Origin of the sequence: Bradyrhizobium sp. 521_C7_N1_3 (assembly GCF_052075975.1) — a bacterium.
GTDB lineage: Bacteria > Pseudomonadota > Alphaproteobacteria > Rhizobiales > Xanthobacteraceae > Bradyrhizobium > Bradyrhizobium japonicum.
Genome location: NZ_CP197232.1, coordinates 9027920 through 9053319, shown reverse-complemented (window position 1 = coordinate 9053319; position 25400 = coordinate 9027920). Strand labels below are relative to the sequence as shown.

The window sequence follows — 25400 nt, the reverse complement described above, 5'->3', positions numbered from 1 at the left end:
TGGCGCGAAACTGCTAACTCCTAATCCCCGTAACCACCTCTCCCTGTGGTTATGGGTCCCGGGTCTGCGCTTCGCTTGTCCGGGACGACGGCGGAGTGTGTGGCGCCGGCGTGCCCTCAAATCCCCAGCATCATCTTCGCGATGATGTCACGCTGGATCTCCGAGGTGCCGCCGAAGATCGTGTAGGCCCGGCCGTTGAGATATTCCGGCACCACCGTCAGCATCTCCTCAGGCACCGCGGGCTCGTGGTTGAGCTTGTAGAGCGGACGCATCGGCTCGACTGCAAGCGCGTCGTGACCGATCACGTCGACGCCTAGCCGCGTCACGGCCTGCCGGATCTCGCTGTTGCGCAGCTTCAGGATCGACGACACCGCGCCGGGATTCTGTCCGGTCTGCAGCGCCGACAGCACGCGCAGCTCGGTCATCTCCAGTGCGTCGATGTCGATTTCGACCTCGGAGATGCGCGTGGCGATATCGGGGCTGTCGATCGCGCGACCCGTCAGCTCCGACTCGGCCAGCTCCGCGATCGCCTTCAGCCCCTCGCGCAGCTTCGCCGAGGCAATGCCGGAGCCCCGCTCGAACTCGAGCAGATATTTGCCGTAGGTCCAGCCTTTGCCTTCCTCGCCGACGCGGTTGGCCACGGGCACGCGCACATCGTCGAAGAACACCTGGTTGACCTCGTGGTCGCCGCCGATGGTGAGGATCGGGCGTGTCGTGATGCCCGGCGTTGTCATGTCGATGAGAATAAAACTGATGCCGTCCTGCTGCCGCGGTCCGTCGCTGGTGCGCACCAGCGCGAACATGCGGTTGGCGTGGTGCGCATGCGTGGTCCAGATTTTTGTGCCGTTGATGATGTAGTCGTCGCCGTCGCGCACCGCGCGTGTCTTCAGTGAGGACAGGTCCGAGCCGGAGCCCGGCTCGGAATAGCCCTGGCACCAATAGTCTTCGCCGGAGAGGATGCGCGGCAGATAAAAGTTCTTCTGCTCGGGCGAGCCGAATCCGATGATGACGGGACCGACCATCTTCACGCCCATCACGTTGACGTTCGGCACGCCGGCCCGTGCGCTTTCGCTCTCGAAAATCCAGCGCTGCGCCGGCGTCCAGTCCGGGCCGCCATATTCGACCGGCCAGCCCGGCGCACCCCAACCGTGCCGGTGCAGCGCGCGCTGCCAGGCCATGCCGATATCAGGGTCGGAGAACACCGACGGCGTCAGCGCGGTTGCGCGCTTCATCTCTTCGGTGAGGTTTTTTGCGATGAAGCCGCGCACCTCGTCCTGGAAGGCACGCTCTTCGGCATTGAAGGATAGATCCATGGTGTGCGCTTTCAGGCTGGCACGGTGGTGCGGCCGAGCTGGGCGTGGCGGCTAAAATGATGCGCGCTGCCGCCGAACAGCGTGTCGAAGGCGACCAGCCGCTTGAAATAGGCGCCGACCTCGAGCTCCTCGGTGACGCCCATGCCGCCATGAAGCTGGATCGACTGCTCGCCGACGAAGCGCGCGCATTTACCGATCTTCGCTTTCGCACCGGAGGCGGCGCGGGCGCGCTCGACCGGCGGGCTATCTGCCTTCAGCGCGGCGCGTAGCGCCATCGAGCGCGCCTCGTCGACCTGCATCGCCATGTCGGCGAGGCGGTGGCGGATCACCTGGTTGGCCGAGAGCGGCCGGCCGAACTGCTTTCGGATCTTGGTATATTCCAGCGTGGTGTCGAGCAAGGTCTGCATGATGCCGACGGCTTCGGCACCTAACGCAGCCATGGCGCGATCGACGGCCCATTCGATCACGGGCAGGGCGTCGCTGCCGTCGCCGAGCAGGGTATCCTCCGGCAACTCGACGCCGGACAGCTCGATGTTGCAGGCCCGTCCGCCGCCGAGACGTTCATAGTCGGTGATGACAACGCTGGGTGTCTTCGCCGGCACCAGGAACAGGCCGATGCGGCCCGACGGTCCTTGGTGATCGTGGACATGCGCGGAGACAATGATCTCGTCGGCGGTGTGGCCGTCGAGTACCGCGATCTTGCTGCCGGCAAGGCGCCAGCCTTGCGCCGTCTTGTGGGCGACGGTCGCGACCTTGGCGAGATCGAACCGCGCCGCACGCTCGGAATGGGCAAAGGCGAGCTTCAGCGATCCATCCGCGACCTTCGGCAGCCGCGCCTGCTTCTGCGCGGTGCTGCCGCATGTTTCGATGAGCGCCGCACCGAGCACGACCGTCGCGATATACGGCTCCGACACCAGCCCGCGGCCAAAGGCTTCCATCAAGATGCCGATCTCGACTGCGCCGCCGCCGAGGCCGTCAAACTCTTCCGCGATCGGCAGTGCCAGCCAGCCGAGCTCGGCGAACTGCTTCCACACCGCAGGGCTGAAGCCGGACGAGTCCTTCGCCATCTTGCGGCGATGATCGGCGTCGTAGCTTTCGGCCACGAAGCGCTCCGCGCTTTCGCGCAGCAGCCGTTGCTCGTCACTGAGATTGAGGTCCATGTCGTTACTCCGCGGCCGCCGGCGGCTTGCGCACGGAGGGATGCAGTCCGGATGGATCGACTACCATGCCGAACTCCTGAAGATTGTGGGCGTGACAGAGCTGATGCAGCGCGAAGGCCTGGTCAACCGCGGCGGGCTGGCCCATCACGTCGACCGAGCGGTTCACCGCCTCCTTGGTCAGCTTCAGCGCGAAGGAGGGCTTTGATGCGATCCGGCGCGCCAGCTCCAGCACCGATGCTGAAAGCTCCGCGCGCGGCACGACCCGGTTGACCATGCCGAGCTGATGCGCCTCCTGCGCACTCCATGCGTCGGCCGTGAACAGAAACTCCTTGGCCTTGCGCGGGCCGAGCTCCCAGGGATGCACGAACCATTCGACCCCGCAGACGCCCATGGTCACCACGGGATCACAGAACTGCGCATCGTCGCTGGCGATGATGAGGTCGCAGGCCCAGGCCAGCATCAACCCGCCGGCGATGCACTTGCCGTGCACCTCGGCAATGGTCGGCTTGGCCAGGTTGCGCCAGCGCCGCGTGATCTGGAGATAGATCTCCTGTTCGCGCGCGAAGCGGCCATGCGCGTTCGCCTCCGCGAAGCCGCCCCAATTTCCGATCGGCGGAAAATCGACGCCTGCGGCGTTCTTGCCGCCGGGGCGCAGATCGTGGCCCGATGAGAAGTGCGGCCCGTTGCCGGCGAGGATGATGACCTTGACCGCGTCGTCCTGCACCGCTTCGTCGAAGGCGGCATTGAGGTCGTAGGTCATCTGCAGGTTCTGCGCGTTGCGCGCCTCGGGCCGGTTCATCACGATCCGGACAATCGCCGGCTCCGGCCGCTCCACGAGGATGGTCTCGAACGAGGACATGGCGCTCCCCCTGGCGTTTCCGTTTGGTCTTATTGTTTCGTTGAGTTGACTATGTCGGCCAGGGATAGGCAAGAGGCTTGCGTAAATTGGCTGCTTTTCGCGTTCAATCTGGTAGTTTACGCCAGATTCCACCGGGAGAAATCTGATGCGCAAGATCCTGACCGTGCTGGCGGCGCTGGCGTCGCTCAGCCTCACCAATTGCGGCTACAACGCGATCCAGAGCGAGGACGAGCAGATCAAGGCCAACTGGTCCGAGGTCGTCAACCAGTATCAGCGCCGCGCCGATCTCGTGCCCAATCTGGTCAACTCGGTAAAGGGCTTTGCCCAGCAGGAGAAGGACGTGCTGCTTGGCGTCACCAATGCCCGCGCCAAGGTCGGCAGCATCCAGGCAACGCCTGAGGTGCTGAACGATCCCGCCGCCTTCCAGAAGTTCCAGGCCGCCCAGGGCGAGCTCTCCAGCGCGCTGTCGCGGCTTCTTGTGGTCACGGAAAACTATCCGCAGCTCAAGTCTGACGCGCTGTTCAAGGATTTGATGTCGCAGCTCGAAGGCACCGAGAACCGCATCACGGTCGCGCGCAACCGCTACATCAAGGCGGTGCAGGACTATAACGTCACCATTCGCTCCTTCCCGAGCAACCTCACCGCGATGATGTTCGGCTACAAGGACAAGCCGAATTTCTCGGTCGAGAACGAGAAGGAAATCTCGACGGCGCCGAAGGTCGATTTCAATCCGGCGCCGGCGCCGTCGAAATAGCTGCGCGCCGTCTTGCGAATGCGCGCAGCCCCACCCACCACTGTCATTCCCCGCGAAGGCGGGGAATCCAGTACGCCGCGGCTCTTCCGTAGTCCCCCGGCGTCTCTGGAATACCGGATCGCCCGGTCCCGGCTTCGCCAAGGGCTTCGCCGGGCACCTCGGTATTGGGCCGGCGAAGCGTCAGCGAAGACGGCGAGCCGAGCGATGACAGCGAGGTTGTGGCGCGCTTGTTCTGCTGTTTCACTGTGCGTTGCCCTCTTGCTCGCGCTTGCAGTTACCTTTGCCTTCCCCGCCTTGGCCGATGTCGCCGTGCCGCAACTCACCGGCCGCGTGGTCAATCAGACCGGCACGCTGTCGAGCGCCGACGTCGCCGCGTTGTCGCAAAAGCTGCGTGATTTCGAGACCCGCAAGGGCAGCCAGGTCGCCGTCCTGATCGTGCCGACGACGCAGCCGGAGACGATCGAGCAGTTCTCGATCCGCGTCGCGGACGCCTGGAAGATCGGTCGCAAGAAGGTCGACGACGGCGCGATCCTCATCGTCGCCAAGAACGATCGGCATTTGCGCATCGAGGTCGGCTACGGCCTCGAGGGCGCGCTGACCGATGTCACGTCACGGCGGATCATCGATGAGATCATCACGCCGAAATTCAGGACGGGCGATTTCGCCGGCGGCATCTCGGATGGTGTCGATCGCATGATGCGGGTGATCGACGGCGAGCCGCTGCCAGTACCTTCGCCGACTGTGAATTTCGGCAATCTGGATGATATCGCGCCTCTATTCATTGTGACCCTGTTCGCCTCGATCGGGGTCGGCGGCTTCTTCCGGGCCATGCTGGGGCGGCTGCTTGGCTCATTGGCGACCGGCGGCATCATCGCAGCGCTGAGCTGGCTCATTCTCGGGTCCTTTGCAATCGCGCTCGCGCTCGGAGCGCTGGGCTTCGTCATCGGCTTCATCGCCGATCTGTTTGCGGCGATGGCGCCAAGCTCGGGGCCGTCGCGCGGCGGCTCGTGGTCGAGCGGCTCTTCGGGGGGCGGCTGGAGCAGCGGATCGTCGTCCAGCGACAGCGGCGGCTTCAGCGGCGGTGGTGGCAGTTTTGGCGGCGGCGGCGCCTCGGGGAGCTGGTAGCGGTCATGAGCATCAAGCGCATTGCCAGACATCTCGTGCAGCATCATTGGCGCGCGAAGCAGATCTTTCCACCAGCCGTGCTCGCCCGCATCGAGCAGGCGATCAGGCAGGGTGAGAGCACGCATTCCGGCCAGGTCCGCTTCGTCGTCGAGGGCGCGCTCGACGGGCGACCGCTGTTCCGCAACCAGCCGGCCCGCGAGCGCGCGCTCGATGTGTTCTCTCACTTGCGTATCTGGGACACCGCGCACAACAACGGCGTCCTGATCTATCTCCTGCTGGCCGATCGCGACGTCGAAATCGTTGCCGATCGCGGCATCGATGCGAAGGTAGGTGCGGAGGGCTGGGAGAGCATCTGCCGCGCGATGGAGGTCGAGTTCGCCTCCGGCCAGTTCGAGCACGGCGTGATCGGCGGCATTGCGACGGTGTCGCGCGAGCTGTCGCGACATTTCCCGCCGCATGGCCCGCACGTGAACGAGCTGCCGGATGCGCCGGTGGTGATGTGACCACGAAGCAATCCAGACCGCCCCTGCGGAAAGGCTCCGGATTGCTTCGCTGCGCTCGCAATGACGAGGTGGATGCAGCGCGCTCAACCCTCTGACCGTCACTCTGAGGTGGCCGCTTCTTCAGCGGCCCTCGAACGGCGACGGCCCAGCTGTTGCGCGGCCGTTCATCTTCCCCCGCTTACAATTTGTTTCACGCCCGCCACACCGGTTCCACGTTCCCGGCCAAATTCGGCCCCGGATGACTTCCTAAAATTTCGGTAAGCGGGTCCGTAAGTAAGGATTTCGCAAGCAATGAAAGTTACCAAAAGGTCAATCCAGAGTGGAGTATTCGAACTGTGAGCGAACCAATGGCTGAGCAGGCTGCCCGAGAGATCGGCAAAGAGATCGGCGAACAGACGAGCGTCGTCGAAGCCGCCGCGACCGCGCCTGCCGTCGAGGCTGCCGGCATCGAGGCCCCCTCGATCGCCCCCGACCATGAGTCGCCGCCCAAGCCGGATCCCGTCAAGGTGGAAGCCCCCAAGGTCGAGGTGCCGAAGTTCGAAACCAGGGCCGAGACCAAGCCCGAGCCGAAGCCCGGCAAGCTCATCGTCATGGCACCGTCGGAGCGCTCCTGGGAGCGCGAGGAGTTTGCCCCGCATGTGAAGGCGGACGAGCCGCGCGAGACCGGCGACAAGCGCCGCCTGTCGGCGATGGCCGCTGTGGTGGCGATTGCAGCCAGCGTCGGCGCCATCAGCGGCGCGCTTGCGACCGCCGGCATGATGCACCTCGCTGCCCCGGCCCCCGCGCCGGCGCCGGTAGCCGACACCAGCGCGCTGGAATCCTCGGTTGCCCGGATCGATGCCGACCTCGTCGCACTGAAGGCGAATGTCGAGCACACCTCCAAGACTGGCCTCAGCCAGTTCAACCGGGCCAATGACCGCCTCGACAAGCTCGAGAAGGCCCAGGCCGAGCCGATGGCCAAAATCGCAAAGCTGTCCGAGACCGTCGACAAGCTCCGCGCCACGCCGCCCGCGGCCCCCGCGCAGGCCGCAGCGGCCGCTGCGAAGGAGACCACCGGCTCGATCGCGCCGACCCAGGTTGCGACCGCCGCTGCCGCACCGGTTCCGGCCCCTGCCGCGCCCAAGACCGAGGTCGGCCGGCTGCCGACGATCGACGGCTGGGTTCTGCGCGACGTCGCCAATGGCGGTGCCCTGATCGAGGGGCGCAGCGGCCTCTACGAGGTCTATGCCGGCGACCCCATCCCCGGAATTGGCCGCGTCGATGCGATCCGCCGTCAAGACGGCCGCTGGGTCGTCGTCACCAGCAAGGGCCTGATCGTCGCACGCTGAGCGTTCGATATCCGATCTTCAAAGAGGCGCTTCACCACCATGTGAGGCGCCTTTTGACTTGAATAGGCCGGCTTACGCGGTGTTACTGAAGGCATGAGCCGCGCATTGCGAATTCTCGTTGCTGCCGCCGTCTTGCTTGGCGGGACCGTTTCGCTTTTCGCAGCGGAGAACGCGCCGTTGACGCGCGGCACGGCGATCATCGATCCCGATCTGCTCCGAAAGCTCGACCAGAACGATTCGCTCACGATCTCGCGCCTGCTATGGCCGGAGCGGAACGCAAACTTTCCGCTGACGACCGATTTGCTGTTCTCGTCGCTGTCCCAGCTCAAGGAGATTCCGCCGGCGATCGACGCGGAATTCGACCGCTACGTCATCAGGCGGAAAGCGGCGTACCCGACCGAGACCATCGGCGTCGGCGAAGGCTTTGACGTGCAGCTGTTCGATCGGGCCAATCTGAAATCCCGCGACACCCGCTTCGTGCTGGCCGGCATCGTCAATCGCATGGACCGCGCCTATGTCTCGGACGAGTCGTGCGGTGAGATCAGGCTGATCTATCGGCTGGTGCGTTTCGAGAGCAAGCCGGAAGGTGGCGAGACCGCAACGCGTCTGCCGATGACGTTCAACCTGGTGATGAAGGCACGCGATGCGCGCCAGACCGACGCGAGCGGCAAGCCTGTTACCTGCGCCGAGGTCGCGCGGCGCTGGCTCGATAATGGCGACTGGCAGTCGCTGATCGGCGGCGGCATCTCCCCTTCCGACGCCATGCTCGATCGCATCGAGACCAATATCCAGATCTCGATCGCGCCGAAATCGGCATTGCACGATTTCCGTTCCGACTATCTGCTCAAGGTGTTCAAATATAACGCCGCGACGAAGACGTTCGAGGAATCGACGCTGGAGAACCAGATCGACAGAGACCGCATCCTCGCCGACGACGATCTTCGACGTGACTTCAAGGCCTGGCTGCTTGCGCCGGAAAATCTCCGCGAGTTCGATCGCGGCACCTTGCTGATCCCCGAGACATTCCTGGCCAAGGCCGCGGTGGTGCCGACGCCCGCGGGCCTCGATGCTTCGCCGTTGCAACCGGAGTTCGGCATGGTGCAAGGGGAGGACAGGGACAACAACAAGGGCGAGCGGGTCTTCACCGACAACGACGTGGTCGGCGCGCTGAAGCAGGCGGCGGCGCGTGGCATCGACATGCAGAACATCCGCTCGATCGCGGGCTTCCAGCGCCGCCTCAATGACGTCACCTGCGCCGGCTGCCACCAGACGCGCGGCATCGGCGGCTTCCATTTTCCGGGCGTCGACTGGCTGGCGGACAAGCCGTCGAACTCCACCATCGTGCCGGCTTCGCCGCATTTCTTCGGCGACCAGGTCCGCCGCCGCGACATCCTGACCGCATTCGCCGCGGGCAAACGCCCTGATTTCTCACGCGGATTTGCCAGCCGGCCGCAGACCCGCGGTAGCGGCGAGCTGGCCGGCACCGAATATCAGGATGGCTGGGGCGCCCATTGTTCCCTGCAAAATGCGGGATCGGGAGCGCCGGATAAGAGTTTTACGTCATGGAGCTGTGCTAAAGGTCTCACCTGTCAGGCTGCCGCGGCATCGAGCCGCATCGGCATGTGCTTCATCAAGACGCGTTAGCGCGTGATCCGAAAAAGTGTGTAGCGGTTTTTCGAAAAGATCACGCGCCGGATAAAATCAGCAACCGATTTGGATGACCCATGACTGAGACCAGCGACGCCGACAAGGAGCGCAATCGCGAGATCGCGCGCAATGAGGAAGCCAAGCAGGTCACCGGCAGCATCCGCGTCAGCACCTGGGCGGTCGCGGTGGTCGTGATCGTCGGCGGGATCCTGTTCACGCTCGGCTGGCTGGCGCTGAGGGGTTAGTGCCAGCGCTCTCACGTCGCGTAATTCGTCATCCGCTGTCCCGGTAGCAGCTCATAGGCCGATTTCCAGCCGGGCAGCGCGGCCATGCGGCCGAGCCAGGCGTGAATGGCAGGGTGGCTCGCCGCGAAATCAAAACCGTGCTCGTCGCTCGGATAGTGCAGGTAGGCCATCATCGAGATATCGGCGACCGTCGGCTTCGCCCCGATCGCGAAGGCATTGTGCTGGAGATGTCCGTCGAGAATGCCGAGGAAGTCCTCGAGCCGTCGGCGAAAATGCTTCAGCACCTGCGGATCGTTTTTCTCGGTGAACGCCCGCATGAAGCGGTAGGTCGCCATGTAGCCGGTGAGCTTGTGGTTGTCCCAGAACAGCCAGCGCAGCAGCTCGAACTTCTCGTCCTCGGTCTCGGCGCCGAAACGGCCATACTGCTCGGCAAGCTTCAGCAGCAAGGGCGCGGTCTGCGTCATCTTCACGCCGTCGACCTCGAGCACGGGAATCTCGCCCATCGCGTTTACGGCCTTGCGCCATTCCGCCGTGCGCGTGACGCCGCCGCCGAAATCGGTCCACACCGGCTCGAACCTCTCGCCGCAAAGCGTCAACATCAACGCCAGCTTGTAGCTGTTGCCGGATTCCGGGAAGTAGTGCAGGCGGTAGCTGGGCATGAGGGCCTCACGAGACGCGATGTTGTCGTGAGTTTATAGCGAGATCGTCCCACACCGTCATTGCGAGCGCAGCGAAGCAATCCAGCAATGCATCCGCGGTGGGATTCTGGATTGCTTCGCTGCGCTCGCAATGACGGAGTCTGTGACGACGAGCTACCTCCCCAACGTCGTCCCGGACAAGCGCAGCGAAGCGGAGCGCAGATCCGGGACCCATAACCACGGGAAGGTGTTTGGCGAAGACTCGGGGTTGGCAGCTCGTGTCACAACCGCTCCCCGTGGTTATGGGTCCCGGGCTCGCGCTAAGCGCGCCCCGGGACGACAGGGGAGCGTGTGGCGCCGCCTTACCCCACCGCGCCTGACGACCGCAGCTGCTTGATCGCCTTCTCGTCGTATCCCGCCCCGCGCAAAATCTCGTCACTGTGCTCGCCGACGGCCGGCGGCTTGCGTGGCTGGACCTTCTTGGCGCCGTCGATCCAGATCGGGCTGGAGATGGTGAGCATGGTGTCGTTCTCGAACGGCACCAGCACCTCGTTGTCGAGCATCTGCTTGTCGTTGGGGATGTCGTCGAGAATGCCGACGATGCCGAACACGAGGCCGTTGCCGTCGAGGATCTTGCGCCATTCAGCGAGATCCTTCGTCGCAAAAGTCTCGTCGAAGATCTTGATCAGCTCGACCGAGCGGGCATGGCGATCGGCTTTGGTGGCGAAGCGCGGATCGGTGATCAGGTCTTCGCGTCCCAGGCACTTGGCGAGCGTCGGGAACTGCTTCTCCTCGCTCAGCAGCGACAGGATCAGCCAGCGGCCGTCCTTGCACTGGTAGTGGTTGGCGACAGCATTCAGCGCGCGCTCGCGCGGGCGTCTCTCAGCGAACTTGGCGCCGCAGAGCTTTGCCTGCGCCAGCACGCTTGCCGCCCACACCCCGTTCGCCATCAGGTTGGAGGCGACATGCGAGCCCTTGCCGGTCTTCTCGCGCTGATACAGCGCGGTGACGATCGCGCCATAGAACGCCATGGCGCAGGGATGGTCGCCCATGCCGGCGACCGAGCGGGCCGGCGTCGTGTGGGTGTCGGCGCGGACGAGGTCCATCAGGCCTGAGCGCGCCCAATAGGCGTTGCTGTCGAAGCCTGGCTTGTTGGCCTCTTCGCCCTTTTCGCCATAGCCGGTGAAAGAGGCGTAGATCAGCCGGTCGTTGAGATGGGCGAGATGGTCATAGGTGATGCCGAGCTTGGCGCGCACCGGCGGCGGCATGTTGGTGATGAAGACATCGGCCTCTTCGACCAGCTTGTAGAGCACGGCCTGCGCCTCCGGCTTGGAGAGGTCGAGCGCGATGCTCTTCTTGTTGCGGGCTTCCAGCAGCCAGGCGAAATTGTGCTCGCTGGTCGGATAGCCCGGAATGTTGGGCAGATTGCGGTAGGGGTCGCCGGCGCCGGGCGGCTCGATCTTGATGACGTCGGCGCCGAAATCCGACAGCACGGTCGCGGCCGCGGGCGCTGCGATGAAGCTCGCGCAGTCCAGAACCTTGAGCCCTGCAAAAATGCCCTTTTCCATCGCGGCGTAGCTCCCTCGCTCTTGTTGTTTCCCGCGCGCTGGAATTGGCGCAGGCCAAGTCATGGCAGCATTAGACCGATGTTTCGGCGCGATGCAACGGCGCCAGGCGCAGGGCTCATTGCTGTGATCCGTCACCCTGAGGTGGCCGCAAAGCGGCCCTCGAAGGGCGACGGCCCGGCTGCATCCGGGCGGCCGTTCATCCTTCGAGGCTCCCGGCGCGATGCTTGGCATCGCGCCACTCGCACCTCAGGATGACGGAACTGATATCGCGCATTGTCGTGAGGACACGAATCCGAAAGCGGAGCTCACTCTTCCCCCGCAAGCAGCGCGGCATTGCCGCCGGCTGCCGCGGTGTTGATCGTCACGGTCTGCTCGGTCGCAAAGCGTGCGAGGTAATGCGGGCCGCCAGCTTTCGGGCCGGTTCCAGACAGCCCGTTGCCGCCGAATGGCTGCACGCCGACCACGGCGCCGATCATGTTGCGGTTGACATAGATGTTGCCGACCTGGACGCGATCGATGATCGCCTCGATGGTGTCGTCGATCCGGGAGTGGACGCCGAGGGTGAGGCCGTAGCCGCTGCGCTCGATCGCCTGCAGGACGCGGTCGAGCTTTTCCGCGCGATAGCGCACGACATGCAGGATCGGGCCGAACACCTCCTCGGTGAGCTGCCCGGCGTCCTTGAGCTCGAAAATGTGCGGGGCGACGAAGCAGCCGTCGGGCACAGTGCCGGCAAAGTGCAGCCGCGCCTCGCTCTTCATCCGCGCGATATGCGCATCGAGGCGCTGCTTGGCCTCGGCGTCGATTACCGGACCGACATGGGTCGCGACATCTGCGGGGTCGCCGATCTTCAATTCGCGCGCCGCGCCCGCGATCATCTCGATCATGCGGTCGGCGACATCCTCCTGCACGAACAGCAGCCGCAGCGCCGAGCAGCGCTGGCCGGCGGAGCGGAAGGCCGAGGTCACGACGTCGTCGGCGACCTGCTCGGGCAGCGCGGTCGCATCCGCGATCATGGCGTTGATGCCGCCGGTCTCCGCGATCAGCGGCACGATCGGCCCGTCCTTGGCGGCGAGCGTCCGATTGATTAGGCGCGCGACCTCGGTCGAGCCGGTGAAGACGACGCCCGCGACGTCGGCATGCGCGGTCAGCACGGCGCCGATGCGGCCGTCGCCGGTGACGAGATGCAGCGCGCTCTTGGGAATGCCGGCCTCGTGCAGCAGCGCGACGGCCTCGCGCGCGATGCGCGGCGTCTGCTCGGCGGGTTTTGCGACGACGCTGTTGCCGGCCATCAGCGCCGCTGTGACCTGGCCCAGGAAGATCGCCAGCGGAAAATTCCAGGGCGAGATCGCGACGAAGGCGCCGCGCCCGCGCATGGCGAGCGCATTGCTCTCGCCGGTCGGACCCGGCATGGCGGCATCAACGCCGAACAGCTTTCGGCCCTGCGCGGCATAATAGCGGCAGAAGTCGGCGGCCTCGCGCAGCTCCGACAGCGCATCGTCCAGCGTCTTGCCGCCCTCGGCTTGCAGCAGCGCGATGAAATGGGCGCTCCGGCTCTCCAGAAGATGCGCGGCCTGCTCCAGCGCAGCCGCGCGCGTGGCCGCCGGCGTTCGGCTCCAGGCGGCAAAGCCGGCGCGCGCGGCTGTCACCACCGCATTGGCTCGGTCCGGCGTTGCGTCGGTTATGGGCTTGAGGCCGGTGGCCTCGGCCTTCACGTCTGCCAGCAGCCGGTCGAGCGCCGCGCGCGCGCCGAATTCGACGCCGCGTGAATTGCGCCGCTCCGGCGCGAACAGATCGCCCGGCAACGGAATTCTGGGATGGGCCGCCGCTTGCGGCCGGACGATGGCATCGGCCGGACGCTGCAACAGCGCGACAACCGGCACACGGTAGTCGGCCGCCTGCGCCACGAACGACGAGTTGGCGCCGTTCTCCAGCAGCCGCCGCACCAGATAGGCCAGCAGGTCGCGGTGGCTGCCGACCGGGGCATAGGTACGATAAGCGATGTCGGGGTGATCCTTGGCGAGCTGCTCGTAAAGCGCTTCGCCCATGCCGTGCAAGCGCTGGAATTCGAAGCCGCCGCCATCTTGCGCAAGCTCCAGCACGGTCGCGACCGTCAGCGCGTTGTGGGTGGCGAATTGCGGGAAGATGCGCGGCCGCAAGCCGAGCAGTTTTGACGCGCAGGCGACGTAGTTCAGATCCGTCATCGCCTTGCGCGTGAACACGGGATAGCCGTCCAGCCCGCGCTCCTGCGCGCGCTTGATCTCGGTGTCCCAATAGGCGCCCTTGACCAGCCTCACCATCAGCTTGCGGTCATGCGCGCGGGCGAGCGCGTCGACATAGTCGATCACGGCGCTCGCGCGCTTCTGATAGGCCTGGACCGCCAGGCCAAATCCGTCCCAGCCGCTGAGCGAGGGGTCGGCGAGCGTTGCCGCGATCACGTCGAGCGACAGCTCCAGCCGGTCGGCTTCCTCGGCATCGACGGTGAAGTTCAGATCATGGGCCTTGGCGCGCTGCGCCAGGTCGAGCAGCCGCGGCACCAGTTCGGCCATCACGCGCGCGCGGCTGATCGCCTCGAAACGCGGATGCAGCGCCGACAGCTTGACCGAGATGCCGGGACGGTCGGGCAGGGGATGGCTGCCCGCCGCCTTGCCGATGGTCTCGATTGCGCTGGCATAGGCGTCGAAATAGCGCCTGGCGTCCGCCGCGGTGCGCGCGCCTTCGCCGAGCATGTCGAAGGAGTAGCGCGGCCTCTCACCGGAGCGCGGCTTAGCCCGCTCCAGCGCCTGCTCGATGGTCTCGCCCAGCACGAAATGATTGCCCATCAGCCGCATCGCCTGGCGCGTGGCGGTGCGCACCGCCGGCGCGCCCAGCCGCTTCACCAGCCGGCCGATGGTGCCGTCGGGCGTTTCGCCGGGCTGGATCACCCGCGCCGACAGACCGAGCGCCCAGGCCGAGGCGTTGACCAGGAAGGCCGTGGACTTGGTCTCGTGGTGGATGAAGTCGCCCTCGCCGAGCTTGTCCTCGATGAACTGGTCGGCGGTGCGCGCGTCGGGCACGCGGAGCAGCGCCTCGGCCAGCACCATCAGGGCGAGCCCCTCCTTGGTCGAAAGCGCGAACTCCCGTAGCATGTCCTCGACACCGCCAAGCCGGTCGTCGCGCTTGCGGATCGCCTCGATCAGCCGCGTCGCGGTGCGGTCGATCCGCGCCTCCTGCGGCGGGCCGAGATGCGAAGCCGACAAGAGGCGCGCGGCAATCTCGGCATCGTCGGGCGCATAGGGGGCGGTGAAGGGCGGCGGGATGTTCGGCATGGCGTGTCCTGTGGCTGAAATCCAGGATAAGGCCCGCTAGACCGTAGTTCGATAGACAAATTAGCTATTTTACCTTAGAAAATGAAGATCATTAGTACATTGGCCACATAAAATATGGAACTTGATCGAACCGACCGGAAGATCCTCTCAATACTGCAGCAGGACGGGCGCATCGCCAATGTCGAGCTCGCTGAACGCATCGGGTTATCGCCGACCTCGGTCGGCGAGCGGCTGAAGCGATTGCAGCGGGAGGGCTTTGTCGAGGGCTACGGCGCGCGGCTCAATCCGCACCGGCTCGGCCTCGGGCTTCTGGTGTTCGTCGAGGTGCTGCTCGACAAGACCACGCCCGACAATTTCGAGCGCTTCGCGCGCGCGGTGAAACTCGCGCCCGAGGTGCTGGAGTGTCACATGGTTGCAGGCGGCTTCGACTATCTTGTGAAGGCGCGGCTTGCGGACATGACTGCCTATCGACGCTTCCTCGGCGAGACGTTGCTGTCGATGCCGGGCGTGCGCGAGACGCGAACCTATGCGGTGATGGAAGAGATCAAGCGCGACGCACCATTGCCGGTGGACTAACGAAGTGCCGTCGCGATTGTCATTGCTGTGGCGTTGAACGAGCGGTCTTCGCGGGAAAATAGCTCTCCGTGTGCAATCGCAACGCCCGTCGTCGAATGCACTGGCCGTCTTCAAAAATTTTTTTGGCCCGGCTCCCGGACAGATCCGGGAGGCAGCAAAGGCTGCCGGGCTTATACTTTGAGGTTCTCTGCGGAGGTCTTGCCCCGGTTTGCGATCTCTTCGTATTCCACCGTCTGTCCTTCGTTCAGGGACGACAGACCGGCTTTCTGCACTGCCGAGATATGCACGAACACATCTTTGCCGCCCGACGCAGGCTGGATAAATCCATAACCCTTCGTCGGGTTGAACCACTTGACCGTACCTTTAGCCATCACGTCTTCTCCGCGGGTCTTCCTCCGAGATCTCGAACCGCCAGTCCCCGCCAACCGGCCGGTTCGGTCCTAACAGGATACGCGGAATGTGGCCGGCTTGGTAGCTCAAACCATATCGGCATTTCGCCGAATTCCGCTCAACTTCGCAGCGTTTTTGCCGATTTTGCCCGTTTCGCGGTCAATTGATCGGCACGCCGCGCGCCATCCGTCAATAAGTCGCGGCCAGATAATCGACGATCTTGCCGACATCGGCATCGTCGATCGGGGCGCCATAGACCTTGATCATCTTGGTCACCTCGGCCTGCCAAAAAGCTTTCTTGTCCTTCATCGGCGGCTGCGTGCTGACGTAATCGGCCGAGTGGCAGGCGCTGCAATTGCCCTGCACCACCTCGAGATTGGGGCCTGGCTTGAAGGCGGCGACCTCGTCGGGTGTCTTGTAGTTGATCGGCGCTGCAAGTGCCGACCCGACCATGGCGGCGACGGCGAGTGAGATGGCGAGGAGAACGGTGCGCTGCATGATCATTCTCCCTCAGGCCACGGTGACGCGGACGGTTTCGACGACGTTGCGTAGATAACCCGCCGGGTTCCAGCGTGGCGCATCCGGCTGGGTCTCGCCGCCATTGCCGGTGGCGCGTACCTTGAGCTCGTGGGCGCCCGCTGCGAGCTTCACCGGCAGCTTCCATTCACGGAATGAGTATTTGCCGAGATCCTTGCCGAGCTTTGCGCTGACCCAGGTCTTGCCGCCGTCGGTGGAAACCTGGACGTCCTTGATGCCCTTGCCGCCGTCGAAGGCGATGCCGCGCAGCGTCGTGCCGCCGGCCTTCAGCTTGGCGCCGTCGGGAACGCTGGTGATGAAGGACCGGATGGTGAAGCGGTTGATCGGGATCGTCGCCTTCGGCGCGGTGCCCGGCTCGACCGCATTGTTCGGCGTGTCCGGAATCCGATAGGCCGACTTCATCCAGAAGCCGTCATAGACATTGTCGATGACGGTGATCTCGTTGAGGTGCTTGACCCAGTAGGTGCCGTAATAGCCGGGCACGATCAGGCGCAGCGGAAAGCCGTTGAGGAACGGCAGGTCCTCGCCGTTCATGCCATAGGCCAGCATCACCTCGCCGTCGGTGGCGTGATCGAGATCGAGCGCCTTGACGAAATCCGGCGTCTTGTCGCTGACGGGGCCGTCCATGCCGTTGAAGGTGACCTGCTTGGCGCCGCTCTGCACGCCCGCCATCTCCAGCACGGCCTTCAGGGGTACGCCGCGCCAGCGGGCATTGCCCATCGCGCCATTGGCGAGCTGGCCACCGGCGACACGCGGCTCGGAGAAGCCGCGGCTGTTGCCGGAGCACTGGTTGACGGCGACGATCTCGGTCGCCTTCATCTTCCTGATGTCCTTGAGCGACAGCTTGAGCGGCTTGTCGACCTTGCCCTTGACCTCGAGCGTGAACTTGTCGGGATCCAGATTGTAGGGCAGGTCCGAGAGGTGATAGCGCACGAAGAACGCGTTATTCGGCGTGATCGGACCGTCGTTGAAGATCGCGAACGGCGTCTCGAGTTGCGGCGGCCGGCTGGTCAGGCCGATCATCGGCCGTTTCTGCGGATATTTCACCAGCGGCCGTTCGCCATTGGCGAAGGGGAGCGTGACGGTGTCGAGTGCCAGCGCCTTGGTGGAATTCAGTGTGGCCGCCATAGCGGCAAGGCCCGCTCCTTTGAGCAGGTCGCGTCTATCGAACATTCTCGTCTCCTCCCGGAGCTTTTCGTTGGACAGCGGTCATCACCGCGATCCTGCGCTCATCTGTCGCAACGATTGAGATGAAGTCAATTCGTGCTTTCGCAGCAGGCCCATGTCGTTGCGTTGCAGCAAGCCGGTGTTACGCCGCGACGAGATCGAGTCGAGCTGTCGCCGCGAACGAAGGTGCGCTCCCTCGCCCCGCCTGCGGGGAGAGGGTTGGGGTGAGGGGGAGTCTCCGCGGGGGAGGTGAGAGTTGGACTCGTGGAGAGTCCCCCTCACCCGGATTGCATCTGCGATGCAATCCGACCTCTCCCCGCAAGCGGGGAGAGGTGAAGCCTCAGGCCGCAACGCGCTCGCTTCGGTCAACCAGCATCGACAGCTGCCTCGTGTCCGCAACGACGCGCACGGCCAGGGGCTCGTCGCGGCCGCGGATCGCGACCTCCTGCTGCGGCAGCGCATCGTCGGCAAGTCCCGCGGTACGGCGAACCTCCTCCGAGACGATCGCCTCGCAGGCCAGCGTCTTGGTCATGTCCTGGAGTCGGGCAGCAACGTTGACGGCATCGCCGAGCGCGGTGAAGACGATGTGATCGCGATAGCCGATGTCGCCGATGATGACCTCGCCGCCGTGAATGCCGATGCCGAAGCGGATCGGCTGGCGGAGATCGTGGCTCAGGAGCTCGTTGAGCTCGTCGATATGCGTGGCGATGCCGGCGGCAGCCTTCAGCGCTTGCCGGCAGGCGGTCTCCGGATCGGCTGACAGCCCGAACAGCGCCAGCATGCCGTCGCCGACGAACTGGTTCGGCTGGCCGCCATTCTCGATCACGGCCCGCGAGACGGCGCCGAGGAAACGGTTGACGATGAAGACGGTGTCGAACGGCAGCCGCTTCTCGGCAAGCTGCGTCGAGCCGCGCATGTCCACGAACAGGCTGACGAGGTAGCGCTCCTGGCCGATTCTGGCCGATGTCGAGGCCTGCCCGTCCGCCGAATGCGTGTGGGGCGTGAACAGCTGGAAGAAGGAGAGGTCGGAGTCCGGCCGCAGCTGGCAGGCAAGCCGGATCGAGGGATCGGCGGTGCCGACGCGTGCGAGCACGAAGGCCTCGCGCTGCGACGGCTCGGGCAGGGCGGCATGGTCGCCGATGATGCGGATGCGGCAGGTCGAACAGCGGGCGCGGCCGCCGCAGACGCTGGCATGCGGCACATTGTGGCGCAGGCTCGCCTCCAGCACGGAGAGCCCCTTCGGCACGCGCACCGTCTTGCCGTTGCCGTAGGACAGCGCGATCATGCCGCGGCGCCGTTCGCGCAAGGCGCGCACGCCGCGCGCCGCCAGCGCCAGTCCGAGCAGGCCCACATAGCCGATGGTGAGGCCGCCGGTGATGCGGTCGAGCGTCGCCGCTTCCGCGGTCGAGCCGAGCTGGCGGCGGGTGAGATTGTGCGCGCGCCATTCGCCGTCGTCGACCTCGATCTGGACACTGCGTCCGCCCTGGTAGACGCCGAGCAGCGACAGCGTCGGGATCAGCACGGCGGCGGCGAGCAGATAAGGCGCGGCGCGCGCGAAGAACGGTTTCAGGCGCAGCCAGAAATAGATGCCGATGCAGCCATGGACCCAGGCGATGATCAGCAGGATCGTCATGGTCCAGATGCGGTTCGAGGTGACGAAGAACAGATAGAGTTCCTGCGGATAGAGTTTCTGGTGTCCGTACAGCGTGTAGCCGAGCCGGACGCCGATCACATGGGCCATGACGAGGGCGGGAATGCTCAGGCCCAGCACGAGCTGGAGTGGCTCGATCGTCCGCCAGCGGAACTGGCGGCGCTGATAGAGCGCGTAGATGCCGAGCCCCATATGCGTGAGCGCGGCCGTATAGAACACGATCGCGATGGGGAGGAACCGCCAGAACGCCGTGTGATAGTAGACCCCGATCTCCATGGCATCGACCGAGATGTTGCCGAGCGCATGGTTGAGGAAATGGCTCACCACATAGCAGAACAGGATGACGCCGCAGACCAGCCGAACCTGCCGCACGCTGGTCGCGCGGGAAAGTTCGGACAATCGAGAGAATGCAGTGGCCATGATTCGGTTGTATCAGTTCATGAAGGAGAACAGCCAGCGTAGCGTTTAATTCCAGGGGCGGACAGCTGGCCTGATCACATGCGCGGCAAGCCCTGCTGTCGTCCCGGACAAGCGCCGCACCGCGGCGCGCAGATCCGGGACTCATAACCCCAGGGAGCAGTTTGGCGAAGACTCGTGGTTACCAGCTCGTGCCACACTCCTCCCTGTGGTTATGGGTCCCGGGTCGCGCTTCGCTCGCCCGGGACGACACCGTCTGCGCGGCCCCCGCATTGACTCCCCCTCCCAGGTTGGCGAAAAGCGCGGCCGTGACGACAGCCCCCGATATCACTACGCCCCCAGCCGGCGCCGTGCGCCGGCTCCTCGTCGTGGCCGTGCTCGTCATTGCCGCGATGACGCTGCTGCGCATCGTCTACGCCTCCGCCATCGAGCTGCGCACCGACGAGGCCTATTACTGGACCTGGTCGAAGGAGGGAGCGCTCAGCTTCCTCGATCATCCCCCCATGATCGCCTGGTTCATCCGTTTTGGCACCGCGATCTTCGGCGACACCGTGCTGGGCGTCCGCTTCGGTGGCATCGTCGCGATGCTGGTGACGCAGCTGCTGCTCGCCGACATCGTCCGCCGCCTCACTCATGATGCGCGCGCCATCATGTTGGCGGTGTTGATGCCGGAGGCTGCGCTCTATTACGGCCTGCTGATGGCCAAGGTCGCGCCGGACGTCGCCATGATCCCGTTTGCGGTGGCGATGATGTGGTCCCTGGTGCGGCTCGCGCAGGGCGGCGACGGACGCTGGTGGCTGGCGGCGGGCCTGTTCGCCGGACTGTCGATGCTGTCGAAATTCACCGCGATCATGTTCGCGCCGGCGGTCGCCGCGTTTCTGCTGGTGCCGGATTGGCGCTTGCGCTGGCTGCGCAGTCCTTACCCCTATCTCGCGGTGCTGATCGCGATTGCCGCGTTCTCCCCGGTGCTGATCTGGAACGCGCAGCACGACTGGGCCTCGTTCCGTTTCCAGGGTGTGCGGGCCACCGCCAATTACGGCATCTCGCTGCGCACGATCGGGGACTACATCGGCCTGCAATTCGGCCTGGTCGGCTTCGTCATGCTGCCGGTCGTGCTGTCGGGCCTCGTGATGACGGCATGGCGCGGCTATCGCACGCGCGAGCCGGTCGCGATCCTGCTGTCGACCGCGGTGCTGGTGCCGTTCCTCTATTTCTTGTTCAAGTCGACGACGCTCAGGGTCGGCGACACCTGGCCGATGTTCATGTGGCCGGTCGGCTTTGCTGCCACTGCGGTCAACCTCGTCATGCTGTCGCGCGAGCGCTGGTCGGCGCGGATGATCCGGTCGAGCATTTTCTGGCTCAACACGGCGGTCGTCACGGGGATCGCCTTCGTTGTCATCGTATTCCTGTACTACGTCGCCGCGCCTTGGAATCTCCTCGGCAAGATCGATCCGATCGGCGCCGAGGCCGGCTACGAGCAGGTCGCGGCGCGTGCGCAGGCCGCGCTCGACGAGACCGGTGCGACCTGGATCGCAACCACGGACTATCGCACCTACGCGATGATGCGCTGGCTGTTCAGGGGCCGCGTGCCCGTCATCGAGATCAACGAACGCGGCCGCTTCCAGGGTTTTCGCGATCCCGGCATGGATCGGATCAGCGGGCATGCGGGCATCTATGTCGGGCGTGAGCCGGACAATCGCGCACCGGTGTGGGGATCGATTCCGGCGAAGCGCGAGCAACTCGGCCAGGTCGAGCGCCGCTGGCGCGGCGTTCTGACGGACACCTATGTGATTGAGAAGCTCACCGGCTGGACGCCGGAACTCTCGCCGCCAGCGGATTCACCGCTGTTTCAATGGCGGGTGCTGGCGGGGGAATTCGAGAAGCGCGCGCTCGCCTAGCGAGGCACCCTTCTTTCCGTTCTCCCCTTGTGGGGTCTCAAAGGCAAACGAGGCCGCGCGTTGAATCGGCATGGCGTGGCATGAGAACAACATACCAACAGAAATCTGAGCGATCGCTTCGCTGCAACCAGCATTTTTCCCGACATTCACAGGCCGCCATCCCAGATTACCACCCGCTCAAGCATTTAAGCCACTAAGCTGGAGCAGTCGTGACGAAATATATTTTCTCTTATTGATATTATCTGCGAGGATAGGACATGTTTGATGTCTATCGCAATGGCAAGCGCAACTTCCTCGTCGTCAGCAACGGCTCTCCGATGCCCGCGCTCTACTCTTCCAACAAATGGCGCAAGAGCAGAGCGAGAGTTCTCAAGGTCAGCGACGAGATCAGGGCAGCCGTCCAGGAGCGAGGTTATTATCTTGGCAGCGTGCGGGTGGCCAAGAAGGACCTGATCCACACCGAGTGCACCGTTGCCGATACGACACGGGGCAATCTCTGAACATCAGGCCGCCAGCCGCGCGAGCCCGGCCTCAATCACGACGATGTCGTCCTCGATCTGCCGGATCGTACCCGTACAGTCGATCCCGGTACATGCATCGAGATCTGCGATAAGTTTGCGGCGCTGTGTCCGAAGCTCATCAAGAGCTGCTTGGTCCCTGAGGGAAACGTATCCCTCCACGATCAGCTCAATTGCACCTGCCGCCATCAAACTCCCCAAGCCTTGTTGGCCCCGTCAAGGCACTCCCCGACCAAGCGAGGATCGAGGGTGCCAATTGGTTATCCGATTCAGTCCCGCGCACTGAGTTCTTCCAGAACAACGCGCCTCCGCAGCTCGTGTGCAGCAGCGGTCAAACGAGACCCTGCGATCAGCCCGAGCCGCCTCAGTCTTGGCAGAGCGACGGGGTCACACAGCTCGATGGAGAGCCCGGCTCCCAGTATCGCAATGGCGCGTTGCTCCTCCGCGTCGAGATCAGTCCATGGGATGATGCCCTTCATCACCGGCCTCAAATCGTCCAGTGCACCTCAAAATCCAAACGCGCGCCTGATTTGCCGCAGCATATCCATGGCAGCGTCCGTGTACCGACCGTTGGTCAGGTATCGATCCAGTTGCAGTGTGCTGATCAGCGCCACAAGCGCTGCCATCAAGCCCTTAAACATTGGGCCTCTCCTGAAAGAGACCGCCAACCGGGCGTGTCGAAATATTGAACCGTTCTCAGAATGCGAGCCGCATATGGCGGCCTAATAGGCAAATGGTGACATTGACTGGTAACCAGTTTCTTAACGGGCTGATGCGCCGTGGTATGGGGCGGCCAGAGGCTACTTGGAAGCGACGACTTGAATTGCCGCCTCCTTGTCCTCAGTTGCCCAAAACCGCGGCAGATAATCTACCAATACTCGAAAGGGCTAACTCGATAGGGCGCTTGCGAGGCGCGGCTTGACTGAGCAAGGTCGTTTTGCCGGACAATTGCCCTTTAACCCCGGGTCTGCCTCAGATCAGCCGGCGAGGGATGATATTCCGCTCGTTGGCTCGATTGGATGGCACTCAGCTGCTCGGAGCCTTTCGTGTGGTCCTTTGCTGTTGCGGCACTGTTCCTGGCGCTGTTGGTGTTTGGTGCGGTCGGGGTCATCATTGCCAGCTTTGACTTTCCCGATGAACCGCGAGCTTAAGCTTCGCTCATTCAGGCGCCGCGCCATGCGTCGGTCCGGCGAATGGCGCGAACGACGGCCCGAATAGCACCGCTACTCCTCGTCCTTCTTCCGCAAAAGATCCGTCGCGAGGTCCGACAGTTTTGGCGGCGGCAGCGCCGCGAACGGCAGCGGGCGCGTCACGTCGATCGCGGCCAGACCCAGCCGCGCGGTCAGCAATCCGTTCAGCACGCCTTCGCCGAGCCGCTGCGACAGCTTTGCCGCGATGCCATGGCCGAGCATCTGCTGCACCAGGCTGTCGCTCGCGGCCATGCCGCCGGTGATGGCGAGATGGGCGATCACGTGGCGGAGCAGGCGGATCATGCCGAGCGCGCCGGGGCGGCCGCCATAGAGAAAAGCGAGCTGACGGATCAGGCGCAACGCGGCCACGAACACGAACAATACGTCGATCGCCGCGCGCGGCGAAACTGCGGTCACGATCGAGACCTTTTGCGCGGCCGACGACACCAGCCGCCGCGCTTCCGCGTCCAGCGGCGACATCAGTTCACGTTCGGCAAGCCGGATCATGTCGGCGCCGTCGATGATCTCGCCGGTGTGGCTTTCCAGCGTGGCGCGCGCGCGGGCGAGCTGCGGGTTCTGGTGCGCGATCTTCAGCAGATCCTGCACGATGACGCGGCTCTCCTCGCGGTCGTCACTGGCAAGGACTGCGGCGGCGCGCGCATGCAGCTTCTCGATGGTTGCAAGGCGCGCCAGACCAAAGGCCTCGCGCCCGATTACCACCGCGAGCGCCAGTGCGGTGACGAAGGCGAATGCGAGGCCGACGAAGCCGAGCGTTTCGCTGCGCGTAAACAGATCCTCGATCAGACGGACCACGCCGAGCCCGGTGCCGAGCAGCGTCAGCCCGCCGAGCCCGGACCAGAACAGCGTGCCCCAGGGAAAGCCACGCCGCGCCGGGAGCGCGGCCTCGATCGGCACTGGCAATGCCTGCGGATCGTGCTCGGGCGTGATCTGGATCGTGGTGCGGCCGAGCCGCGCTGCTTCGTCGGCTTCGGTGACGACGACGCCGGGATCGTCGAGCCGGAACGTCGCCGGCCGCCGCGGCTTGGATCGGTCGTTCATGACAGCTTGTCTCCGATCAGGAACTGCAGGGCACGGTCGAGGCGGATGTGTGGCAGCGCCGGCTCGTCATTGCCTTCGCGTTCGAGCTTCGGCGGGCGGAAGCGCAGGAAACGAAAATCGCTCTTCTCGGCGGCCTCGGTCGAGAGGCCGCGGAATGCGTCGGTGCCGTTGAACAGCGGCTCGGGATCCGGCGGCAGATCACCCGGAAAGGTCGCAACCTCCGTGTTGCCATCAAAGAACTCGCCGCCTGCGCTTTCGCCGGCCGCCGGCGTTCCCAGGATCGACGGCAATTTGTCGCGGCCATGCGCGACCTGGGCCTCGCGCGTGGCGCGAACGGCGGCGAGCGCCACCACGTCGATCTCCGCGCCGGTATCTTCCGCGCGCACCACCGCACGGGTGACCGCGCGGCGCAGCACCGCCTCGAGCCGGTCGTGACTGGAATGATGCAGATGGTCCGCCTTGGTCGCCGCGAACAGGATGCGGTCGATACGCGGCCGGAACAGGCTGGAGAGGAACGTGCTGCGGCCGATGCGGAAGCAGTCGAGAATTCCGGCAAGCGCGGCTTCGAGATCGTGCAGCGCTTCGGGGCCGGAGTTGAACGCGGCGAGCGCATCGGCCAGCACGATCTGGCGATCGAGCCGGGCAAAATGATCATGGAAGAACGGCCGCACCACGACGTCCTTGTAGGCCTCGAAGCGGCGGACCATCATCGCCCACAGCGAGCCGTCCGGCGCCTGGCCGCCCACGGGCACGTCGAGCGGTGCAAAAGTCAGCGCCGGCGTGTCGGCGAGATTGCCGGGCATCAGGAAGCGGCCGGGCGGCAGCAGGCTCATCGCAAAGCGCTCGTCGCGGCAGGCGCGCAAATAGCCGGTGAAGAGCTTTGCCGCCGTCAGCGTCGCCTGCTCGTCCTCGCGGGCCTCGGGCTTGAGCGTTGCGAGATGCGCGTGCCAATCCGCCGCAAGATGCGCACGCGGCGCCTCGCGCGACAGCGCGAGGCTTTCGGCCGACCATTGCTCATAGCTCTTCTGGAGCAGCGGCAGGTCGAGCAACCATTCGCCGGGATAATCGACGATGTCGAGCGTCAATGTGCGGTCGGCGCCGTTCTGGCGCTGATAGTCGATGACGAGCCTGAGTTCGCTGATGTCGACGGTCGAGTTCGGCCAGCGCCGCTCCTCGAGCAGTGCGCGCAAATGGTTCTCATAGGCAAAGCGCGGCACCGCGTCGTCCGGCTGCGGCGCCAGATGCGCCCGCGCGATCCGGCCCGAGGCATAGGCCTCGAACACCGGAAAGCGGCCGCCGCGGGTGAGGCCGTGGATCAGCGCGGTGATGAATACGGTCTTACCGGCCCGTGACAGGCCGGTGACCCCGAGCCGCACCGTCGGATTGAAGAAGTGCTCGCCATAGTCGATCAGCGCCCTGGCCGACAGGCGCGCTTCTTCGACCATATCCTGGAAACTGAATGCCATATGAACGTGATTGATCCCGAGGCGGGCGGAAATGTGAGACTGTTCACAAAAGTGGCATTCGCGTGAGGAAAATCAAGCTTCATACT

At 64.7% G+C, this 25400-nt stretch carries 24 protein-coding genes; 9 read left to right on the top strand and 15 right to left on the bottom strand.

The genetic code is table 11. The features are described 5' to 3' along the window. Nucleotides 1-116 precede the first annotated feature (116 nt). Genes AB7008_RS42835 through AB7008_RS42825 form a run of 3 tightly spaced genes read right to left on the bottom strand, consistent with a single transcriptional unit; the run spans nt 117 to nt 3332 of the window. Complete coding sequence (locus AB7008_RS42835; RefSeq protein ID WP_441260800.1) at nt 117-1313, bottom strand: acyl-CoA dehydrogenase family protein; 1197 nt, start codon at nt 1311-1313, stop codon at nt 117-119. An 11-nt stretch (nt 1314-1324) separates the two neighbouring features. Beyond that, on the bottom strand, nt 1325-2473 hold the full coding sequence (locus AB7008_RS42830; protein ID WP_441260799.1) for an acyl-CoA dehydrogenase family protein: 1149 nt from the start codon (nt 2471-2473) through the stop codon (nt 1325-1327). 4 nt (nt 2474-2477) lie between these two features. After that, nucleotides 2478-3332: an enoyl-CoA hydratase gene (locus AB7008_RS42825; RefSeq protein WP_441260798.1), complete on the bottom strand. Its 855-nt coding sequence runs from the start codon at nt 3330-3332 to the stop codon at nt 2478-2480. Nucleotides 3333-3477: 145 nt separating this feature from the next. Between AB7008_RS42825 and AB7008_RS42820 the strand changes: the two genes are divergently transcribed. The 6 genes from AB7008_RS42820 (at nt 3478) to AB7008_RS42795 (ending at nt 8934) form a co-directional block, all read left to right on the top strand. After that, nucleotides 3478-4086, top strand: a complete 609-nt coding sequence (locus AB7008_RS42820; protein WP_028159491.1) for a LemA family protein — start codon at nt 3478-3480, stop codon at nt 4084-4086. A gap of 204 nt (nt 4087-4290) precedes the next feature. After that, the gene (locus AB7008_RS42815; RefSeq protein WP_441260797.1) at nt 4291-5211 is read left to right on the top strand and encodes a TPM domain-containing protein; all 921 of its coding nucleotides are present in this window, start codon (nt 4291-4293) and stop codon (nt 5209-5211) included. Between the two features lie 5 nt (nt 5212-5216). After that, nucleotides 5217-5714, top strand: coding sequence for a TPM domain-containing protein (locus AB7008_RS42810; RefSeq protein WP_304491450.1), 498 nt, complete (start codon nt 5217-5219; stop codon nt 5712-5714). A gap of 347 nt (nt 5715-6061) precedes the next feature. Continuing rightward, a complete protein-coding gene (locus tag AB7008_RS42805) occupies nt 6062-7042 on the top strand; it encodes a hypothetical protein (protein WP_304491449.1) in 981 nt (326 codons plus the stop codon). A gap of 93 nt (nt 7043-7135) precedes the next feature. After that, nucleotides 7136-8686, top strand: a complete 1551-nt coding sequence (locus tag AB7008_RS42800) for a hypothetical protein (RefSeq protein ID WP_441260796.1) — start codon at nt 7136-7138, stop codon at nt 8684-8686. A gap of 80 nt (nt 8687-8766) precedes the next feature. Further along, nucleotides 8767-8934 carry a hypothetical protein gene (locus tag AB7008_RS42795; RefSeq protein WP_014492272.1) on the top strand — a complete coding sequence of 56 codons (168 nt, stop codon included), beginning with the start codon at nt 8767-8769 and terminating at the stop codon, nt 8932-8934. Between the two features lie 11 nt (nt 8935-8945). On the opposite strand, the gene AB7008_RS42790 is transcribed toward AB7008_RS42795, so the two are convergent. The 3 genes from AB7008_RS42790 to putA form a co-directional block, all read right to left on the bottom strand. Then, a complete protein-coding gene (locus AB7008_RS42790) occupies nt 8946-9593 on the bottom strand; it encodes a glutathione S-transferase family protein (protein WP_441260795.1) in 648 nt (215 codons plus the stop codon). 341 nt (nt 9594-9934) lie between these two features. After that, entirely contained in the window at nt 9935-11140 is a 1206-nt protein-coding gene (locus AB7008_RS42785; RefSeq protein WP_014492274.1) for a CaiB/BaiF CoA transferase family protein, read from the bottom strand. A 305-nt stretch (nt 11141-11445) separates the two neighbouring features. Next, the gene (gene putA, locus AB7008_RS42780) at nt 11446-14445 is read right to left on the bottom strand and encodes a bifunctional proline dehydrogenase/L-glutamate gamma-semialdehyde dehydrogenase PutA (protein WP_441260794.1); all 3000 of its coding nucleotides are present in this window, start codon (nt 14443-14445) and stop codon (nt 11446-11448) included. Nucleotides 14446-14559: 114 nt separating this feature from the next. Between putA and AB7008_RS42775 the strand changes: the two genes are divergently transcribed. After that, nucleotides 14560-15021, top strand: coding sequence for an Lrp/AsnC ligand binding domain-containing protein (locus AB7008_RS42775; RefSeq protein ID WP_014492276.1), 462 nt, complete (start codon nt 14560-14562; stop codon nt 15019-15021). Nucleotides 15022-15191: 170 nt separating this feature from the next. Here the strand turns inward: AB7008_RS42775 and AB7008_RS42770 are convergent, their stop codons facing one another. The 4 genes from AB7008_RS42770 to AB7008_RS42755 form a co-directional block, all read right to left on the bottom strand. Then, nucleotides 15192-15392 carry a cold-shock protein gene (locus tag AB7008_RS42770; RefSeq protein WP_008134691.1) on the bottom strand — a complete coding sequence of 67 codons (201 nt, stop codon included), beginning with the start codon at nt 15390-15392 and terminating at the stop codon, nt 15192-15194. A gap of 208 nt (nt 15393-15600) precedes the next feature. Next, nucleotides 15601-15909 carry a SorB family sulfite dehydrogenase c-type cytochrome subunit gene (gene sorB, locus AB7008_RS42765; RefSeq protein ID WP_441260793.1) on the bottom strand — a complete coding sequence of 103 codons (309 nt, stop codon included), beginning with the start codon at nt 15907-15909 and terminating at the stop codon, nt 15601-15603. 12 nt (nt 15910-15921) lie between these two features. Then, on the bottom strand, nt 15922-17121 hold the full coding sequence (gene sorA, locus AB7008_RS42760; RefSeq protein ID WP_028151513.1) for a SorA family sulfite dehydrogenase catalytic subunit: 1200 nt from the start codon (nt 17119-17121) through the stop codon (nt 15922-15924). Between the two features lie 334 nt (nt 17122-17455). Next, nucleotides 17456-19186: an adenylate/guanylate cyclase domain-containing protein gene (locus tag AB7008_RS42755; RefSeq protein WP_248879966.1), complete on the bottom strand. Its 1731-nt coding sequence runs from the start codon at nt 19184-19186 to the stop codon at nt 17456-17458. Nucleotides 19187-19575: 389 nt separating this feature from the next. On the opposite strand from AB7008_RS42755, the gene AB7008_RS42750 reads away from it, so the two are divergent. Both AB7008_RS42750 and AB7008_RS42745 read left to right on the top strand, forming a co-directional pair. Beyond that, the gene (locus AB7008_RS42750; RefSeq protein WP_441261284.1) at nt 19576-21081 is read left to right on the top strand and encodes a glycosyltransferase family 39 protein; all 1506 of its coding nucleotides are present in this window, start codon (nt 19576-19578) and stop codon (nt 21079-21081) included. A gap of 257 nt (nt 21082-21338) precedes the next feature. Then, a complete protein-coding gene (locus tag AB7008_RS42745; RefSeq protein ID WP_028159503.1) occupies nt 21339-21581 on the top strand; it encodes a hypothetical protein in 243 nt (80 codons plus the stop codon). A 3-nt stretch (nt 21582-21584) separates the two neighbouring features. Here AB7008_RS42745 and AB7008_RS42740 read toward each other — a convergent pair whose 3' ends face one another. The 5 genes from AB7008_RS42740 to AB7008_RS42720 form a co-directional block, all read right to left on the bottom strand. Beyond that, the gene (locus AB7008_RS42740; protein ID WP_028159504.1) at nt 21585-21788 is read right to left on the bottom strand and encodes a hypothetical protein; all 204 of its coding nucleotides are present in this window, start codon (nt 21786-21788) and stop codon (nt 21585-21587) included. A gap of 80 nt (nt 21789-21868) precedes the next feature. Continuing rightward, entirely contained in the window at nt 21869-22078 is a 210-nt protein-coding gene (locus AB7008_RS42735; RefSeq protein WP_041953913.1) for a hypothetical protein, read from the bottom strand. 27 nt (nt 22079-22105) lie between these two features. After that, nucleotides 22106-22240, bottom strand: coding sequence for a hypothetical protein (locus AB7008_RS42730; protein ID WP_256461605.1), 135 nt, complete (start codon nt 22238-22240; stop codon nt 22106-22108). 582 nt (nt 22241-22822) lie between these two features. Continuing rightward, on the bottom strand, nt 22823-23848 hold the full coding sequence (locus tag AB7008_RS42725) for a YcjF family protein (RefSeq protein ID WP_304491442.1): 1026 nt from the start codon (nt 23846-23848) through the stop codon (nt 22823-22825). Then, entirely contained in the window at nt 23845-25314 is a 1470-nt protein-coding gene (locus AB7008_RS42720) for a YcjX family protein (RefSeq protein ID WP_304491441.1), read from the bottom strand. Before AB7008_RS42720 ends, AB7008_RS42725 begins: the two co-directional genes overlap by 4 nt. Between the last annotated feature and the right edge of the window lie 86 nt (nt 25315-25400).